This is a genomic window from Nocardia gamkensis NBRC 108242 (assembly GCF_001612985.1).
Taxonomy (GTDB): Bacteria; Actinomycetota; Actinomycetes; order Mycobacteriales; family Mycobacteriaceae; genus Nocardia; species Nocardia gamkensis.
The window spans coordinates 35,177-52,146 of the sequence record NZ_BDBM01000002.1 but is presented as its reverse complement, the minus strand read 5'-3'; the positions used below and the strand labels follow the sequence as shown (position 1 = coordinate 52,146).

Sequence of the window (16,970 nt, the reverse complement as noted above, 5' to 3'; positions counted from 1 at the left end):
ATGGCCATCACCGCACGGCCGGCACGCACCGGCTGGTTCACATCGACCAGATCGAATAATGGCAACCAATGCGTCGAGGTCAGGTTCGATGGTGATGCGGTGCTCATCCGTGACAGCAAATATCGCCGCGACCCGGCGAACCGCCCCGGCGACGAGCCCGTCATCACCGTGACCGCGGCCGAGTGGACCGCTTTCCTCGACGCCGTGCGCACCCGCGGGCGATCGAACGGCGAACTGCGCGCGCACCCCGTCGCCGACGGTCACACCGCATTGCGTCACGGCGGAATCACCCTCACCTACACCCCTGAGGAGTGGGACGCCTTCCTGCTCGGCGCACACGACGGCGAATTCGATCGCGTCGTCGTGCCCGCCTGATCTCCCCTGCTCGCCACCCCCCCCGGGCGCGCCGTGCCCGGGGGCCGACTCACGCTCTTGTCGGCATACTGGACACCGTGACTTCCGAACTGACCCGTCCTTCCGGTATCGACCTGTCCCACCTCGACGAGGACGTGCGGGTGCAGGACGATTTGTTCGCGCACGTCAACGGCAAGTGGCTGGCCGACTATCAGATCCCCGCCGACAGGGCGGTGGACGGCGCCTTCCGCGCGCTGTACGACCAGGCGGAGCTGGACGTGCAGGCAATCATCCAGAACGCCGCGGCCACCGACGCCGAGCCGGGCAGCGAAGCCCGCAAGATCGGTGACCTGTACTCCAGCTTCATGGACACCGACGCGGTGGCCGCCGCCGGGCTCGCGCCGATCGCGGCCGAACTCGCGGCGATCGCCGAGGTCGGCGACAAGGGGACTTTCGCTTCGCTGCTCGGCCGGTTGCAGCGCACCGGCGTCGGAGGCGCCGTCGGCGTTTTCGTCGACACCGATGACAAGGACTCCAACCGCTATCTGGCGCACGCCACCCAGTCCGGCATCGGCCTGCCCGACGAGTCGTACTACCGGCAGGACGAGTTCGCCGAGATCCGCGCGAAGTACATCGCGCACATCAACCGCATGTTCGCCCTGGCCGCCGCCGACCCGCAGGTCGCCGGGCTGCTGCCGCAGGACCTCGGCACCGTCGGAGAACGCGTCTTCGAGCTGGAGCGGAAACTGGCCGCCGGGCACTGGGACGTGGTGCGCCGCCGGGACGCCGAACTCAGATACAACCTGACCACCTTCGACGCGCTGGTCACCGACAATCCCGAGTTCGACTGGGCCGCCTGGACTTCCGCGCTGGCCGAAGGCGCGGACGCGGCCGGCCCCGAGCTGTTCGCCGAGTCGGTGGTGCATCAGCCGGATTATCTGCGTACGTTCGCGCGGCTGTGGGCCGACGAGCCGCTCGCGGACTGGCAGGCATGGGCGGCATGGCGAGTGCTCCGCGCGCGGGCGCCGTATCTGACCGACGAGGTGGTCGAGGAGAACTTCGACTTCTACGGCCGCACGCTCACCGGCGCCGAGGAGAACCGGGAACGCTGGAAGCGCGGGGTCGCGCTGGTGCAAAGTCTGCTCGGTGAGGCGGTCGGCAAACTGTATGTGGCCGAACATTTCCCGCCCGAAGCCAAAGCGCGCATGGTCGGACTGGTGGCCAATCTGCAGGAGGCCTATCGCCGCAATATCGCCGAGCTGGAGTGGATGGGCGAGGGCACCAGGCTCGCCGCGCTGGCGAAGCTGGAGAAGTTCACCCCGAAGATCGGCTACCCGGACAAGTGGCGGGACTACTCGGGCGTGGTGATCGACCCGGCCGATCTGGTGGGCAACTATCGCAGAGGCTATGCGGCCGAACACGATCGGGATCTGAAGAAGCTCGGCGGTCCGGTCGACCGGGACGAGTGGTTCATGACCCCGCAGACGGTGAACGCCTACTACAACCCCGGCATGAACGAGATCGTCTTCCCGGCCGCCATCCTCCAGCCGCCGTTCTTCGACATGGACGCCGACGACGCGGCCAACTACGGCGGTATCGGCGCGGTGATCGGCCACGAGATCGGGCACGGCTTCGACGACCAGGGCTCGAAGTACGACGGTGACGGCAACATGGTGGACTGGTGGACCGACGAGGACCGCGCCGAATTCGGCAAGCGGACAAGGGCGCTGATCGATCAGTACGACGTGCTGTCCCCGAAGGACCTGCCGGACGAGCACACGGTGAACGGCCGGTTCACCATCGGCGAGAACATCGGCGACCTCGGCGGCCTCTCCATCGCGCTGGAGGCGTACAAGATCTCGCTGGGCGGCGCGCCCGCACCGGAGATCGACGGGCTCACCGGCCTGCAACGGGTGTTCTTCGGCTGGGCGCAAGTGTGGCGCACGAAAGCCCGTGCGGAGGAAGCCGTGCGCAGGCTCGCCACCGATCCGCACTCCCCGGCGGAGTTCCGCTGCAACGCGGTCGTGCGCAACATCGACAGCTTCCACGAGGCGTTCGACGTGAAACCCGGTGATGCGCTGTACTTGGATCCCGCTGAGCGTGTGAAGATCTGGTGATCCGATACAGCGAAAGCCGAACATCACGATCGACTACTGCGAGGGTTCGATCGTAATGTTCGGCTTCGCGCCGATCCGGGGTTACCGAATCGTCAGTTCCAGTCGCCCAGGCCGTCGCTCGCGCTGAGCGTGCCGCCCTGGGTGTTCTGCACGACGACCGGGTCGCCGCGGCGCGCGTTCTCGAAGAACCACTTGGCGTCCTCGGTGCTGACGTTCAGGCAGCCGTGGCTGGCGTTGGACACGCCCTGCTGCGCGACCGACCAGGGAGCCGCGTGCACGAAGATGCCGCTGTTGGAGATGCGGGTGGCGTACTCGACCTCGAGCTTGTAGCCCTCCGGGTCGGTGACCGGCACGCCGTAGGTCGACGAGTCCATGGTCATCTTGCGCAGCTGCTCGCCCACGATGTAGGTGCCGTTCGGCGTCTCGTGCTTGGGCTTGCCCATCGAGGTGGGCATCTCCTTCACCACCTCGCCGTTGCGGGTGATGGTGATGGTGTGGGTCTCGTCGTCGGCGGTGGTCACGAAGGCGTCGCCGATGCGGAAGGCGCTGGTGGTGCCGCCCGCCTGGACCTGCACGTCGGTGTTGTCCGGCCAGAACTCGTCCGGACGCCAGCGCACCTGCTTGTCACCGCGCCAGTAGAAGTGGCCGGGGGCGGCCTTCGACGAGGTGATCTGGATGGCCTTCTCGGCGGTGGCGTGGTCGGTCACCGGCTCCTTGAAGGTGATGATGATCGGCTGCGCGACGCCGACGACCTCGCCGTCGGCGATGTTGATCGAGGGCGGGGCGAAGTTCGCCTGCGGCGCGGGCTCGGTGGCCGCGGCGGCCGATCCGGTGCCGAGACCCGGGATCGGTTCGGCGTGAGCAGGCGCGACGAGCAGAACACCGGCCGCCGCGATCGCGGCGGACAGCAGGGCGCCCTCACGCATCCGGCGGGTCAGCCGCGCTCCCTTGCGGCGAGCAGGCAACGATCCGGTGTGCAAAGCGGCATGCATAGGTTTCTCGTCCATTCCATCTCTCGCGCGCACGCGAAAGCGCGCGTGGCGAGATCTTTCATTCAGCGCGGAGCCAGAAGAGCGCCCCACTGGTATCGACGGCCCGACCCGTCGTCCATTCCTACCGTCCCGGCGCGCCCCTAGCCACCGGCGTTTCGGAGTGATAAAGCAACCGTGCTCGTTGTGGTGTCGGTCACAATCACTTCCTTTGAGTATCGCTACGGGCAAATCTCCCGGTCACAACGGATCGGACAGCATCGGCCCGGAGTCGAGGGGAACGTGAAAGATGGTTCACCGCAAACTAGTTAGTGACCAAGCTCACTGATCACCTCGAACGAAATCGGGCGATGCGGACCGGTCGCGATGTTGTGCGGCACCGAGCGTGGCACCCTTCCTTGCGCATATCGCGGAGGCAGCCGCAGGCTTACCCGCCCGAGGATGGTGGCCAGCGCGATCCGCAACTCGTAGTCCGCGAGGGCCGCGCCGACGCAGCGCCGGTGGCCGCCGCCGAACGGGGCGAACTCGAACGGCCGGTAGCGGCGCTCGGTGAAGCGACCCGGGTCGAAGCGCCGCGGGTCCGGCCACACCTCCGGATCGGAGTGCAGCAACGGCACCGCGATCCCCACGGTGTCGCCCGGGGCGAGCGCCACGCCGCGCAGCGCGAAAGGCTCGATCAGGCGACGCAGGACGATCGGAACCGGCGGGTGCAGCCGCAGCGTCTCCTGGCAGACGGCATCCAGGTAGGGCAGTGCGGCCAGCTCCGCCGGGCTCGCCTCCGGGCCCGCGTCGCGCAGCTCCCGCCGCAGCCGGGCCAAGGCCTCCGGCGCGCGGTGCAGCCGCAGCAGCGCCCAGACCAGGGTGGTCGCGGTGGTCTCGTGCCCGGCTACCAGCAAAGTGCGTACCTGCTCGCAGAGCTCGTCACCTGCGGCGGCGTCCGGGTACGCGGATAGCAGCACGTCGAGCACGTCGCCGGGCTGTGCGGCGACGTGCCCGCGCCTGCGCGCGATGTCGGCCCGGATCAAACGATCCAGTCGTTCGCGCGCGGCGCGAAACCGGTCCCAGGGTCCGTGCCCGCGTAGCCCGTGCCGCAGCGCGGGGACCAGGAGCAACGGCCCAGAGAACGCGGTGAGGAATTCGGTCACCGCAGCGGTGTACTCCGCTTGCCGACGCGGGTCGCGCCCGCCGAACACCGCCGTCGTGATCACCCGAAGCGTGAGCGCACGCGCCGCCGCCCGAGCGTCGACCCGCACGCCCGCCGCCCACACCTGACCGCTCTCCCCGGCCATCTCTCGCAAGGTGGCTTCCCGGATGAGCGCGCCGTACTCCCGTATCCGTGCGCTGTGGAAGGCGGGGGCGAGCAGCGCGCGGTCGCGGCGGTGGCGCGGGCCCGAGGCCAGGATCAGCGACGCGGCGCCGACCATCGGTTCGATCGGGTTCGGCCGCGGTGGCTCGGAGAAACCCGCCGGCGAGCGAAAGATCTCCTGGGCGCCGACGGCGGTCCCGGTGAACAGCGCGGCGCCGAATCCCGGAAAACGGACATAGAACGGGTCGCCTTCGCGCGCTCTGCGCCACCGGAAGTACCGGTCGAAATCGATCCCCGCGGCCACGGCGTGCAGCGCGGTCGAGCGCGGCACGCGCGGTCCGGCGCGCCGGTCACCCGCGTCGGCTCGACGCATGCGCACATCCATACCGAGAACTACGAAGCCGCCGCCGGAGCGGTTCGACGCTAGGCCGGGGCCTGCTTGTGCTTGCGCACCGTGGTCTGTGCCGTCGCCGCCAACCGCGCGAGCCTGGCGTCGCCGAGTGCGGTCACCATGCTGCCGAGCCCGTTGGTCACGAACGCGATCGACATACCGAGATCCGGGTCCGCGTACGCGCCGGAGCCGCCCACGCCGTAGTGGCCGAACGCATGCCGCGGCTGCTGCTTGGACATCAATACCGGGCGGTGATAGCCGAGGGTGAAGGTGATCGGCAGACCGAGCACGTAATCGCGGCTGTGGGCCGACTGCGCCCGGCCGATCGTCGCGATCGTCTCCGGGGCCAGGAACCGCACGACCTGCTCGGATCCGGTCGCGCCGACACCGCGGACGCCCGGCCCGGCGTAGACCACGCCGCCGTTGGCCAGCGCGCCGTACATCCGCGCCAGTGCGCGCGCCGAGAAGACGCCGTTCCAGCCCGGCATCACCGCGTCGTGCACCCGGGGGTCGCGGACCAGCTCGTCGAAACTCTCCGGCATGCCCGCCTCGGCGAGCCCGCGCACCGGCCGCACCCAGGACAGCACCGAGGAGGCGGTGTTCCAGCGGATGCCCGGCGGGCCGAGGGGCCGGAAGATCTTGGCGATCCGGTGTCGCTCGGACTCGGGGACGCGGAACCAGTACTCGTCCAACCCGAGCGGCTCGGCGATCTCGGTGCGCAACACCTCGGTGAACGGTGTGCCCGTCGCCCGCTGCACGAGTTCGGCGACCAGCCAGCCGAAGGTGATCGCGTGGTAGCCGGAGGTGCGGATGCGCCGGGGGTCCGGCGGGCTGTCGGCCAGCGCCCGGACCACGGCGTCGTAGTTCAGGATGCCTTCGCGCCCGGGCACCAGGCCGCGTACCCGGTGCAAGCCGGCGCGGTGACAGAGCACGTCGCGAACCGTGATGTCGTCTTTGCCGTGCGCGGCGAACTCCGGCCAGTACTCGGCCACCGGGATGTCGTAGCCGATCAGACCCCGTTCGGCCAGGCGGTGGACGACGGTCGAGGCGACGCCCTTACCAGTGGAGAAGGTCAGCGCGACGGTATCGCCGTTCCAGCGCCGCTCCTTGTCCGCCCAGCCGGCCCAGATGTCGACCACGGCCCTGCCGTCGAGGTAGACCGCCAGTGCACCGCCACCGCGCGCGGGTTGGGCGAACAGGCCGAAGAATTGATCGGCCAGTCGGATGAAACGCGGGTCGACCAGCATCTCGCGCGGTGCCGCCAGCTTGTCGCGGGCCGAATCGGCGGGCTCGAAGTCGTCCGCCGCCATTGCCGAAACCATGGGGTCACCTCCTGACCGCCGTTATCCGGGCTGGTCAACCAGGGTAACCCGTTCAGTGGGTCTGCCAGAGCCCAAAAGGGGTGGCGATGCACGCGGCGCCGCTGTCGGCGTTCCACGCGAAGGCCGCGACGCCCAGACAGACCACCGACTGTTCGGCGGTCTCCACCCCCGCTCGCGATCCTTCGAGTGCGATGGAGATCGCGAACGTCCGTGCCGCCGGGTCGTCGTTGGTCGAGGTCAGCGCGACCGCGTCCGGGCCGAGGCCGACCGCGACCGGCACTCCGCCCGCGCCTTCGCTGGCACCGACGCCGCCCGCCGCACCGATGCCGATGGCCGTGGCGCCGAGGGTCGCGTTGGCGTAGCCGACCCCATCGATCCCGCTGGCCCTTGCCGAGCCGTAACTGTCGGTCGCCGCGCGGCAGGCCGTCTCCCCTTCGATGACGGTGATGTCGGTCCCGTGGTCCGATCGGCAGTGCACGTCGGCAGCGGCCGCCACCCCCGGAACGACGAGGGAGCCTCCGATCGCGGCGGTCGAACACACGATTGCGCTGATCAGCTTCACCGGGGGACTCCTCTCGGACCAGAAAGCCCACCATACCCAGACTTGTTGGCAGCGGTTCGTTTCCGCCTTCGGCTCGACGTGCGCTCGGTCCATGGTGTATTCATGGCGTGGTATTTCAAGCACAGCCAAGGCAACTTCGGATCACGGGGGCGTGAGTTCGCCGGCGTTACAGCTCGGGAGGACTGTACGTGTCTCGTCAACTGACCTGGGGGCGTCTCGCCTTCGCCGGATTCGCCATCGCGGCGGGATTGTCGCTGGTCGGCTGTAGTTCCACGATCAGCGGTACCGCCCAGCCCGCCGTGGACAACGGGACGATCGACGCGGTATCGGTAACCAGCACGCCGAAACCGTCCTCGGGCAAGCCCACTCCGAGCACCGGCAAGCCGACGACGAGCAAGCCGAGCGGCGACACCGACTTCGACGCGAACGTCAACGACTGCGTGAAACTCGGCGGCACCACCACCAACGCCACCATCGAGAAGGCGTCGTGCGGCAGCCGTGAGTCGAACTACAAGGTGATCGACAAGAAGGCGAAGAGCTCGCAGTGCAGCAGCGACGCCGACAACTACTATGCCGAGACCATCAACGGCATCGAGCAGGGCGCGCTGTGCCTGGACATCGACTGGGTGGTCGGCGGCTGCATGGACGTCGGTGGTGACGACCCCAAGCGCATCGACTGCACCGGCTCGTCGCCGTCGAAGGGCGTGAAGGTGGTCAAGATCCAGCAGGGCGCCGATGACGTCAGCGTCTGCGGCAGCGGCACCGGGTACGTCTACGACAAGCGCCGCTTCGTCGTCTGCGTCCAGGAACTCTGACCGGGACTTCCCACCGCCTGCGGGCCGCTAGGTTGGGTTGGTGAGCACCACCGAGCTACCGCGGTTGCAATCCCGCACGGGTCGCTGGATTCTGCTGGCCACCATCCTCGGCTCGTCGGTCGCCTCGCTCGACGCGACGGTCGTGAACATCGCGTTGCCGCGGATCGGCGAATCGCTGGACACCGATGTCGCCGGGCTGCAGTGGACGTTGAACGGGTACACCCTGACCCTCGCCTCGTTCATCCTGCTCGGCGGCTCGCTCGGCGACAAGCTCGGCCGGCGGCGGGTCTTCGTGTGGGGAACCGTGGCGTTCGCGCTCGCGTCGGTGTTGTGCGGCGTCGCGACGAGCATCGAGATGCTGGTCGCGGCCCGGATCCTGCAGGGTGTCGCGGGCGCGATGCTCACGCCGGGCAGCCTGGCGCTGATCTCCTCGTCCATCGATCGGCGCGATCAAGGCGCGGCGATCGGCCTGTGGTCGGGCTTCGGCGGCGTGGCAGGCGCGCTCGGGCCGTTCCTCGGTGGCTGGCTCATCGAGGTCGCGGGCTGGCGGTCCATCTTCTTCCTCAACGTTCCGCTGACCCTGGTCGTCGTCCTGGTCGCGCTGCGGCACGTGCCCGAGAGCCGCGATCCCGGCGCCGCCGCCGAACTCGACGTGCCCGGCGCACTGGTGGTGGCCCTGGCGCTCGGTGCGCTGACCCTCGGACTGATCGACACCATGCCTTTGCTCATCGTGGCCGGTGTCGTGCTGCTCGGGGCCTTCGTCCTGATCGAACTGCGCAGCGATCATCCGCTGGTGCCGCCGGCCCTGTTCGGCTCGCGGGTGTTCACCGCGGCGAATCTCGTGACGCTCGCGGTCTACGCCGCCCTCGGTGGCGTGTTCTTCCTGCTGGTGCTGGAACTGCAACTGGTGGCCGGATACTCGCCGCTGATGTCCGGGGTCGCGACCGTGCCGGTCACGGTGATCATGCTGGCGCTCTCGGCCCCCGCCGGACGTTGGGCGCAAGTGCACGGGCCGCGCATCCCGATGACCGCCGGACCGCTACTGGCGGCGGCGGGCCTGGTGCTTCTGCTGCGCATCGGACCCGAGACCAGGTACTTCATCGATGTGCTTCCGGGCGTCCTCGTGTTCGGGCTGGGGCTCGCGGTGCTGGTCGCGCCGCTGACCGGCGCGGTGCTGGGCGCGGTGCCCGCGAGCGAGGCCGGCATCGCCTCGGGGGTGAACAACGCCGTCGCGCGCACCGCGCAGCTGCTCGCCGTGGCGGCGCTGCCCGGGGTCGCGGGCATCTCGGGTGCGCTGGGTGATCCGGCCGCCTTCGACGACGGCTTCGCCACCGCGATGTGGCTGTGTGCCGGGCTGCTGGTGACCGGCGCGGTGCTCGCCGCCGTGCTGTTGCGTCCCGAGCGGCACGCGCCCGCGTTGGACAGCGTCGACTGCATGCCGCAGTGCGCCGTCGCGGGTCCGGCGGTGGCGCCGGCTCCGAGCGAAAAATAAGCGGCCCGAACGGATCGCTCCGCTCGGGCCGCAAGTCGAAAGTGTGGTCCGATCAGATCGGGACGTAACCGGTGCCGACGCCGCCGCGTGCGTTGATGTCGGCCACGATGGCGCTCATGTTGGTACCCACCTCAGGACCGAAGCACGCGAGGGCCAGATAGGCGTTCACCATGCCCACCAGCGTCGTCCCGACGACCACCGGCGCACCGGAGTCGCCTTCCACCACGCACATCTGGCTCCAGGTCTCGACGTTCGTCCGGAAGACGTCACCCCAGGCGATACCACAGGTGTTGCCGGTGGTGCGCCCTTCCTTGCACACGATCTGCGGGAAGTTGGCCGGTGCGCCCAGCCCGGTGATGGTGACATTGCCGATCCGGTTCACCGGGGTGATCTTGCCCGGATCGAACTGGATGACGGCGTAGTCCAGGTCGTGGTTGGAGTAGGCGAACCGGCCGATCACGCCCGCCTCCCGATCGGCTTCGGCGTAGACCTGCGCGCCCGGGTCGCCGCAGTGGCCCGCGGTCAAGCCGACCAGACGCCCCGCGTTGTCATGGCCGACAGTCGTGACCGTGCACTCGAACTGGTTGTCGATGATGATGCCGGATCCACCGCCCAACACCGGCGGGCCCGTTTGGGCGTTCGCGGCCCCTGTGCCCGTGCCGAGCAGCGCCGCGCCCAGGGCGACGGCGAAGGCGGCGTTGGCCACCTTGGCGAGTTTGCTGAACATGTCCCTCCAGACGTCGGAAGCCCGCACGATATCAATCTGTCGCACCCATCGTGTCAGTAAACGATCTCGGGCGCGTCACCACTACGGGGTTGTCCCCACTGCTCCGCGCTTCAACCCTATTTCGTACAACTGAGATGGAATGTATCTTACGCGCCTAATAGCATTCGGCTATCACAATTGTGAAAAGCCTGTGGACGTTAGTGTCCGAGTGATAGTAAGGAGCCGTTGTGTTGGTCTCCGGAAACAAATCTGATTTTCGATGAGAATTATCCAAAGAAATTGGCCGAATCCCCGTTGCGGATCCGGATTCGTGCAGCTGGGCTGTAGCTTGTGCCAGAGCTCGGGGCGCCGTCTTTGGGCTCTTTCCCAATGTTCCACGGCTCAACCATTGCTTTTCGGCGGCGGTGAGCGACATCTATGACTGCGATCACAAGGGGATGGTGTGTTCTGCACTACTCCGTAGTAAGGTGCGTCAAGCAAACGAGTCGCCGGGGCAGCCAACCGGCGTCGAGGAGGATTAGCCAGTGCAGTCGACCGAGAGTCCACCATCAGGGTCACGGTTCAGTGGTGCGGCCGATTGGACGAGGTCTTACTGGCAGGATCATCCGAAGCGTTCGCTGGAGACCTTCGGCAGGCAGATCACGATGGGCTTCGCGGCTGTCGCCGAACTGTTCGTCTCGATTTTCCGCAGGCGCTTCCCCTTCGCCGAGTTCGTCCGGCAGTGCGCGTTCATGGCCAGCGTCTCCGCGGCGCCGACGCTGCTTGTCGCCATCCCGATCGGCGTCATCGTCTCCATCCAGGTCGGATCGGTCGCCGGCCAGGTCGGCGCCACCTCGTTCATCGGCGCGGCCAACGGCCTCGGCATCATCCAGCAGGGCGCCCCGCTGGTCACCTCGTTGATGATCGCGGGCGCCGTCGGCTCCGCGGTCTGCGCCGATCTCGGCTCGCGCACCATCCGCGAGGAGATCGACGCCATGAAGGTCATGGGCGTCGACCCCCTGCGCAGGCTGGTCGCTCCGCGGCTCGGCGCGGCGATGCTGGTGAGCGTGCTGCTGTGCGGCTTCGTCGTCTTCGTGGGATTCCTGACCGGCTACATCTTCAATATATTCGCGCAGAACGGCACGCCGGGCTCCTATGTCGGCACCTTCTCGTCGTTCGCCGTGACCACCGATCTTCTTGTCGCGCTGGTGAAATCGCTGATTTTCGGTCTGCTGGCGGCAATCATCGCCTGCGATACCGGATTGAACACCCGCGGTGGTCCCGGCGGTGTCGCGAACTCGGTGAATTCCGCGGTGGTGGGTTCCACCATCATGCTGTTCGGGGTGAACCTCATCATCACCCAGGTTTACAACGCACTATTCCCGTCACAGGTGGTCTGAGCCGGTGTCATCAACCTATGTACCGCCGCTGCTGCGGCCTCTCCAGACGATCCGGAAATCGGCCCAGGCGCCGGTCGATTGGCTCGCCAGGCTCGGCCACCAGGTGTTCTTCCTGTTGCGCTCGATCGGCTCGATTCCGCTGGCGCTCAAGCACTACCCCAAGGAAGTGTGGCGCCTGCTCTCCGACGTCACCTGGGGCAACGGCAATCTCGTCGTCGGCGGCGGCACCATCGGCGTCGTCGTCATTCTGAGCGCTTTCGGCGGCATGACCGTCGGCATCCAGGGTTACAACTCGCTGAACCTGCTCGGCCTGAGCCCGATCACCGGCGCGATCTCGGCGTTCGCCACGACTCGCGAACTCGGCCCGCTGCTCGCCACGCTGGCCTTCGCCGCTCAGGCGGGCTGCCGGTTCACCGCGCAGCTCGGTGCCATGCGCATCTCCGAGGAGATCGACGCGCTGGAGTCCATCGCCATCCGGCCGCTGCCCTACCTGATCAGCACCAGGATGTTCGCGGCGATGATCGCCATCATCCCGCTCTACTGCCTGGGCCTGACGATGGCCTACGTGTCCTGCTCGCTGACCGTGCAGCTGATCGGCGGTACCGCCGTGGGCACCTACCAGCACTACTTCTATCAGTTCCTCGTCCCGGCCGACGTCGTCTATTCGCTGATCAAGGCGATCCTGTTCGTCGCGATCACCACGTTCATCCAGTGCTACTACGGCTTCTTCGCCTCCGGTGGCCCCGAGGGCGTCGGCGTGGCCGCGGGCCGCGCGATCAAGATGTGCATCATCGCGGTCGTTTTCGCGAACCTGTTCATGACATTGGCGATCTGGGGCATCAACCCCGGCATCCGGATCTCGGGGTAGACACCAGATGATCATCGATCCCAGTGGGCGCGGGCCCACGATGCGGCAGCTGTTCATCGCGGGCGTGTGCGGTCTGGTCGTGTTCGCGCTGGTGCTCAGCTTCCTGATGCTGCGCTACAAAGGGTTCTTCCAGGAGAAGGTCAACGTCACCGCGAACCTGACCACCACGGGTGACGGTCTGCCCGAGCAGGCCGACGTCAAGTTCCGCGGCGTGCTCGTGGGCGCGGTGAAGACCGTCGACATCGCGGCCAAGGGCGAACTGCAGAAGGTCCGGATCGAGATGAAGCCGGAGTTCGCCGACGACATCCCGGCCAACGTGACCGCTCGCGTGGTGCCGAGCAATCTGTTCGCCGTCACCTCCGTCGAACTCGTCTTCAACGGCCCCGCCGACCAGTACCTGCACGAGGGTTCGGTCATCGAGGAAGACCGCAGCAAGGGCACCATCGCGTTGCAGGACACGCTCACCACGGTCCGCAACATCCTCGACAAGATCGATCCGGTGCAGTTCGGCCGGGTGCTGGGCACCCTGTCGCAGGCGCTGGACGGCAGCGGCCGGGTGCCCGGCTCCACCGTCGAGCGGCTGGACCGCTGGCTGCTGGCCGTGGACGAGTCGATTCCCGATCTCGGTGTGCTGCTGGGTGACTTCTCCGCCTCGTTCAACGCGCTCAACCAGTCCGCACCCGAGCTGGTCGACGTGCTCGGCACCTCGGTGCAGACCGCGCGCACCATCGCCGACCGCCGCGGCGAGCTGGTCGCGTTGATCACCGGCACCTCGGGCACCATCGACACGGTCAACGACCTGTTCGCTCGCAATCCGAACGTGGGCATCGAGGTCACCGCGGGCACGAACGACATGTTCGGCGCACTCGCCGCGGACCCGGACGCGATCACCAGGAGCCTGCTGAACCTCAGCGAGACCATGCGCCGGATGGACACCACGTTCAAGTGGGGCCCGCAGAAGCAGCAGGTCTGGGACGCGGGCATCACCCTCACGCCCTACCGGCCCTACACCGTGGCCGACTGCCCGCGCTACGGCGACATGGTCGGGCCGAGCTGCTTCACCGCTCCCGCCGTCGCCGACGTCGGCGAGCTGCCCGAACAGCTGAAGCCGCGCGCGCTCGCCTCGGCCGCCGGGCTTCCCCCGGTCGTGCCGATGCCCGGCCTGCCGCTGATCCCCGGCGTCACCACACCGGACCCGAACCGCGCCACCGCGGCCGCCCCCACCGGCGGTGCACCCGCTCCGTTCGCGGGCACTCCGCTCGAAGGCCTGTTCCCGATGCTGCCGCCGGGACTGCTCCCGCCTGCCGCGGCTCCGGCGCCCGTCGCGCCGGCCGCCGCCCACGAAGGCACCCCGTCGGCGGCGCCGATCTCCTACCGGGGTGACTCGGCGATCCCCGCGCTGCTCGGCCGCAAGCCGACCACCGCCGAATATCTGCTGCTGAGCTCGATTCTGAAGGGCGGAACCATGCAGGTGTCCGACAACGGTGCCGGACGATGAGCATTCGCAAGCCGCTCATCGGCTTCACCATCTTCGCCATCGTGTCGATTCTGGTCACGGTGGTGGTGTGGAACACGCTGGCGCGCATCGTCAACGGGGACACCTACACCTACTCCGCGACGTTCTCCGACGTGCTCGGTTTGCACGAGGGCGACGACGTCCGCATGGCGGGCGTGCGGGTGGGCAAGGTCGAGAAGATCGAGCGGGGCCGCGACGCGAATCTGAAGAAGTCGGTCGCGAAGGTCACCTTCGTCGTGCAGCGCGACCAGACGATCTACAACGACACCAAAGCGCTGGTCCGCTACCAGAACCTGATCGGTCAGCGGTACGTGGCCCTGGCTCCCGGCAAGGCGTCGAGCCCGGCGCCGTTGAAGAACAACGGTTCCATCCCGATTGATCGGACCGAGCCGTCGTTCGATGTGTCCGGTCTGCTCAACGGATTCCAGCCGCTGTTCCAGGTGTTGCAGCCCGAGCAGGTCAACCGGTTGTCGGAGACCTTCATCCAGGCATTGCAGGGCGACGGCGTCTCGTTGAGCGCGTTCATCGTGCAGGCCGCCCAGCTGGCCACCGACTTCCAGCGCAGGGACGCGATCCTGTCCGATGTGATCACCAACCTGTCGGGCGTGATGTCGGGGTTGGCGAAACGAGGTGATGAATTGGAGACCCTGGTGACCCAGACCCGGGCCTTGATCGGCGGGCTGTACGAACAAGGACAGTCGTTGCTCGGCTCGACCGAGCAGATCGCGGCCGCGACCACGTCGCTGGTCGGCATGATGGACCGGATCCAGCCGAGCCTGCGCACCGCGCAGAACTCCACCAGCGCCGCGTTGACGCTGTTGCTGGACAACGGCGCCAAGCTCGATCAAGCGGCGATCGACCTGCCGAACGTCCTGTCCGCGGCGGGCAGGCACACCTCGGAGGGCGGTTACGCCAACGCCTACCTGTGCGGGCTGGACTTGTCGCTCTACGGTGTCCTGTTCCCCCGCGGTCTGTTCTCGCAGATCGGTGGCACCTCGCACTCGGCGGTGTGCCGCCCATGATGACGAAGCTCAGGTCCAGGTTCGAAAGCAACCGGTTCTTCTGGTTGGGCGTCATCGGCGGTGCCCTCATCGTGGTGCTGCTGGTGGTGTCCAGCGTCTACAAGCTCCTCGGCGTCGGCGAGCAGTCGATCAAGGCCGAGTTCGTGCAGGCCGCGGGTATCAGGGTCGGCGACAAGGTGAACATCGCGGGGGTGTCCTCCGGGCGGGTGGTCGACGCCGAACTCGAGGGCAGTCACGTGCTGCTCACGCTGAGCGTCAGCGACGACGTGAAACTCGGCCCGGACGCGCGCGCATCGATCAAGATGGCCACGCTGCTCGGCGCCAGGTACGTCGACCTCGAGCCGGGCGACGGTTCGGGCCTGAAGGGCAAGCGGATCCCGGTGTCCAACACCACGGTGCCGTACAATCTGGCCGACGTCGTGCAGGTCGGCACGCCGAAGTTCGAAGCGCTCGACACCAAGAAGCTGGCCGACTCGCTGAACCTGATCAACGAGCAGATGAACGGCTCGCCCCAGCTCACCGCCCAGGCGCTGGACAGCGTCGGTGCGCTGGCCAAGGTGATCGACAGCCGCAAGGTCGAGGTGGACACCCTGCTGAAGGACTTGGACCGGGTCACCCGGATCCTCGGCGACAACCGCAACAGCATCCTGCTGGTGATCACCCAGGGTGAGGCCATCGCCAATCGGGTGATGGAGCGCCAGGCGCTGCTGCGCCAGTTGCTGGACAACGTCGCCGCGCTGACCAAGCAGCTGGAGGCGATCGGCGCGGAGAACAACGATCAGCTCGGCCCGACCATCCAGCAGCTGAACACCATGGCCGAGGGCCTGCAGAAGAACAAGGACAACCTGGATCGGATGCTGTCGATCATGCCGCCGACCCTGCGCTACCTGGCGAACTCCTGGGGTGGCAGCGGTCCGTACGGCGATGTCGGCCTGCCGTGGCTGTTCCCGGACAACTGGTTGTGCTTCGCCCAAGTCATCGAGGGGTGCCAGGGATGAGATTCCGCACGGGCTTTCCGCTGAGGACCGTCGCGAAGGCGTTCATGATCAGCGCCGCCGCGCTCACGATCGGCAGCTGTTCGCTGCTGCCGAGTTCGGTGAACAACGCGCTGGGCACCACCCTGCAGTTCACCGCGGACTTCGACAACATCGCGGGCATCTACGAGGGCAATCCGATCACGGTGCTCGGGCTCGACGTCGGCAAGGTCGACAAGATCGTGCCCAAAGGCACCCTGATCGAGGTGCACATGTCCATCGACAAGGACGTGAAGATCCCGAAGGACGCCATCGCCGCGATCATCTCGCCGTCCATCGTGACCGACCGGCACATCGAACTCACCCCGGTCTACACCGGCGGCGCGACCCTGTCCGACGGCGATCATCTGCCCAAGGCCCGGACCAAGACGCCGGTCGAGCTGGACACGATGATCAAGACCATCGATCAGTTCGCCGCCGCGCTGAAGCCGGAGCCGGGCCAGGAGGGAATCGGCCCGCTGTCGGGCCGGGTGCTCTACCCGATGCTCAACGGCAACGGCGAGAAGATCCGTGACACCCTCAACGCGCTGTCCAGCGCGCTGAAGGTCGGTGTGGACAACAAGGACGCGATCTCCAGCATCATCATCAAGCTGAACGACCTCACCACCATGCTGGCCGAGAACGACCAGTCCGTGCGCGATTTCAGCAACCGGGTGACCCAGATGACCGGCCTGCTCGCCGATCAAGCGCCCGGTCTACAGGCCACGCTCGATCAACTCCTCGCCTTCCTGCGCAACACCAGCACCACGCTGACGCAGTACGAGAGCCAGTTGTCCGGCACGATGACCGGCCTGACCAACGTGACCCAGCAGTTGCGCGACAACGCCTACGGCCTCACCGAAGTCGCCGACCTGGCGCCGATGGTCATGCAGAACGTCGACAACATCGTCAACCGCGAGCACGGGTACGTCCGGCTGCACGCGGTGATCGGAACCGCGCTGTCGGGTGAGATCGTCAGCCTGTTCTGTGAGCGCATCCAGATGAAGGCCGACGGCTGCCGTACCGGAAACATGCAGGACTTCGGACCCGACTACGGGCTCACCGCCGCACTGCTCGGACTGACGAAATGACGTACC

The 16,970-nt window shown here is 67.5% G+C and carries 15 protein-coding genes; 10 read left to right on the top strand and 5 right to left on the bottom strand.

What is annotated here, in order from left to right; all coding sequences use genetic code 11:
* Positions 1–375 (top strand): DUF397 domain-containing protein, encoded by a 375-nt coding sequence (locus NG1_RS00490; RefSeq protein WP_062966850.1) that lies wholly within the window; start codon positions 1–3, stop codon positions 373–375.
* Between the two features lie 77 nt (positions 376–452).
* Positions 453–2,471: a M13 family metallopeptidase gene (locus NG1_RS00485; RefSeq protein ID WP_062966847.1), complete on the top strand. Its 2,019-nt coding sequence runs from the start codon at positions 453–455 to the stop codon at positions 2,469–2,471.
* Positions 2,472–2,563: 92 nt separating this feature from the next.
* On the opposite strand, the gene NG1_RS00480 is transcribed toward NG1_RS00485, so the two are convergent.
* From NG1_RS00480 to NG1_RS00465, 4 genes are all read right to left on the bottom strand, one after another.
* Positions 2,564–3,463 carry a L,D-transpeptidase gene (locus NG1_RS00480; RefSeq protein WP_168434144.1) on the bottom strand — a complete coding sequence of 300 codons (900 nt, stop codon included), beginning with the start codon at positions 3,461–3,463 and terminating at the stop codon, positions 2,564–2,566.
* Positions 3,464–3,768: 305 nt separating this feature from the next.
* The gene (locus NG1_RS00475; protein WP_062967180.1) at positions 3,769–5,139 is read right to left on the bottom strand and encodes a cytochrome P450; all 1,371 of its coding nucleotides are present in this window, start codon (positions 5,137–5,139) and stop codon (positions 3,769–3,771) included.
* Between the two features lie 50 nt (positions 5,140–5,189).
* On the bottom strand, positions 5,190–6,404 hold the full coding sequence (locus NG1_RS00470) for a serine hydrolase domain-containing protein (protein ID WP_157113805.1): 1,215 nt from the start codon (positions 6,402–6,404) through the stop codon (positions 5,190–5,192).
* 127 nt (positions 6,405–6,531) lie between these two features.
* Complete coding sequence (locus NG1_RS00465) at positions 6,532–7,041, bottom strand: DUF6764 family protein (RefSeq protein WP_062966841.1); 510 nt, start codon at positions 7,039–7,041, stop codon at positions 6,532–6,534.
* 188 nt (positions 7,042–7,229) lie between these two features.
* Here NG1_RS00465 and lppU point away from each other — a divergent pair, with 188 nt between their 5' ends.
* Positions 7,230–7,856: an LppU family putative lipoprotein gene (gene lppU, locus NG1_RS00460; protein ID WP_051175706.1), complete on the top strand. Its 627-nt coding sequence runs from the start codon at positions 7,230–7,232 to the stop codon at positions 7,854–7,856.
* A gap of 40 nt (positions 7,857–7,896) precedes the next feature.
* A complete protein-coding gene (locus NG1_RS00455) occupies positions 7,897–9,348 on the top strand; it encodes an MFS transporter (protein ID WP_062966839.1) in 1,452 nt (483 codons plus the stop codon).
* Between the two features lie 52 nt (positions 9,349–9,400).
* Here the strand turns inward: NG1_RS00455 and NG1_RS00450 are convergent, their stop codons facing one another.
* Positions 9,401–10,075, bottom strand: coding sequence for a S1 family peptidase (locus tag NG1_RS00450; RefSeq protein ID WP_040871286.1), 675 nt, complete (start codon positions 10,073–10,075; stop codon positions 9,401–9,403).
* A gap of 524 nt (positions 10,076–10,599) precedes the next feature.
* Here NG1_RS00450 and NG1_RS00445 point away from each other — a divergent pair.
* Genes NG1_RS00445 through NG1_RS00420 form a run of 6 tightly spaced genes read left to right on the top strand, consistent with a single transcriptional unit; the run spans position 10,600 to position 16,964 of the window.
* Positions 10,600–11,454, top strand: coding sequence for an MlaE family ABC transporter permease (locus tag NG1_RS00445; protein WP_062966837.1), 855 nt, complete (start codon positions 10,600–10,602; stop codon positions 11,452–11,454).
* Positions 11,455–11,458: 4 nt separating this feature from the next.
* The gene (locus NG1_RS00440) at positions 11,459–12,322 is read left to right on the top strand and encodes an ABC transporter permease (RefSeq protein ID WP_040871284.1); all 864 of its coding nucleotides are present in this window, start codon (positions 11,459–11,461) and stop codon (positions 12,320–12,322) included.
* 7 nt (positions 12,323–12,329) lie between these two features.
* Complete coding sequence (locus NG1_RS00435; protein ID WP_062966835.1) at positions 12,330–13,820, top strand: MCE family protein; 1,491 nt, start codon at positions 12,330–12,332, stop codon at positions 13,818–13,820.
* Positions 13,817–14,860, top strand: a complete 1,044-nt coding sequence (locus tag NG1_RS00430) for an MCE family protein (protein WP_062966833.1) — start codon at positions 13,817–13,819, stop codon at positions 14,858–14,860. The genes NG1_RS00435 and NG1_RS00430 overlap by 4 nt, the downstream gene beginning before the upstream one ends.
* Positions 14,857–15,858, top strand: a complete 1,002-nt coding sequence (locus NG1_RS00425; protein ID WP_373686138.1) for an MCE family protein — start codon at positions 14,857–14,859, stop codon at positions 15,856–15,858. Before NG1_RS00430 ends, NG1_RS00425 begins: the two co-directional genes overlap by 4 nt.
* Complete coding sequence (locus NG1_RS00420; protein ID WP_062966829.1) at positions 15,855–16,964, top strand: MlaD family protein; 1,110 nt, start codon at positions 15,855–15,857, stop codon at positions 16,962–16,964. Before NG1_RS00425 ends, NG1_RS00420 begins: the two co-directional genes overlap by 4 nt.
* Positions 16,965–16,970: the final 6 nt, after the last annotated feature.

Bases quoted from the DNA above. Each gene is read 5' to 3' on its own strand.
- NG1_RS00490 (WP_062966850.1), top strand. From the start codon at position 1: ATGGCCATCACCGCACGGCCGGCACGCACCGGCTGGTTCACATCGACC.
- NG1_RS00480 (WP_168434144.1), bottom strand. From the start codon at position 3,463: ATGCATGCCGCTTTGCACACCGGATCGTTGCCTGCTCGCCGCAAGGGA.
- NG1_RS00475 (WP_062967180.1), bottom strand. From the start codon at position 5,139: ATGCGTCGAGCCGACGCGGGTGACCGGCGCGCCGGACCGCGCGTGCCG.
- NG1_RS00470 (WP_157113805.1), bottom strand. From the start codon at position 6,404: ATGCTGGTCGACCCGCGTTTCATCCGACTGGCCGATCAATTCTTCGGC.
- NG1_RS00450 (WP_040871286.1), bottom strand. From the start codon at position 10,075: ATGTTCAGCAAACTCGCCAAGGTGGCCAACGCCGCCTTCGCCGTCGCC.
- NG1_RS00435 (WP_062966835.1), top strand. From the start codon at position 12,330: ATGATCATCGATCCCAGTGGGCGCGGGCCCACGATGCGGCAGCTGTTC.
- NG1_RS00430 (WP_062966833.1), top strand. From the start codon at position 13,817: ATGAGCATTCGCAAGCCGCTCATCGGCTTCACCATCTTCGCCATCGTG.
- NG1_RS00425 (WP_373686138.1), top strand. From the start codon at position 14,857: ATGATGACGAAGCTCAGGTCCAGGTTCGAAAGCAACCGGTTCTTCTGG.
- NG1_RS00420 (WP_062966829.1), top strand. From the start codon at position 15,855: ATGAGATTCCGCACGGGCTTTCCGCTGAGGACCGTCGCGAAGGCGTTC.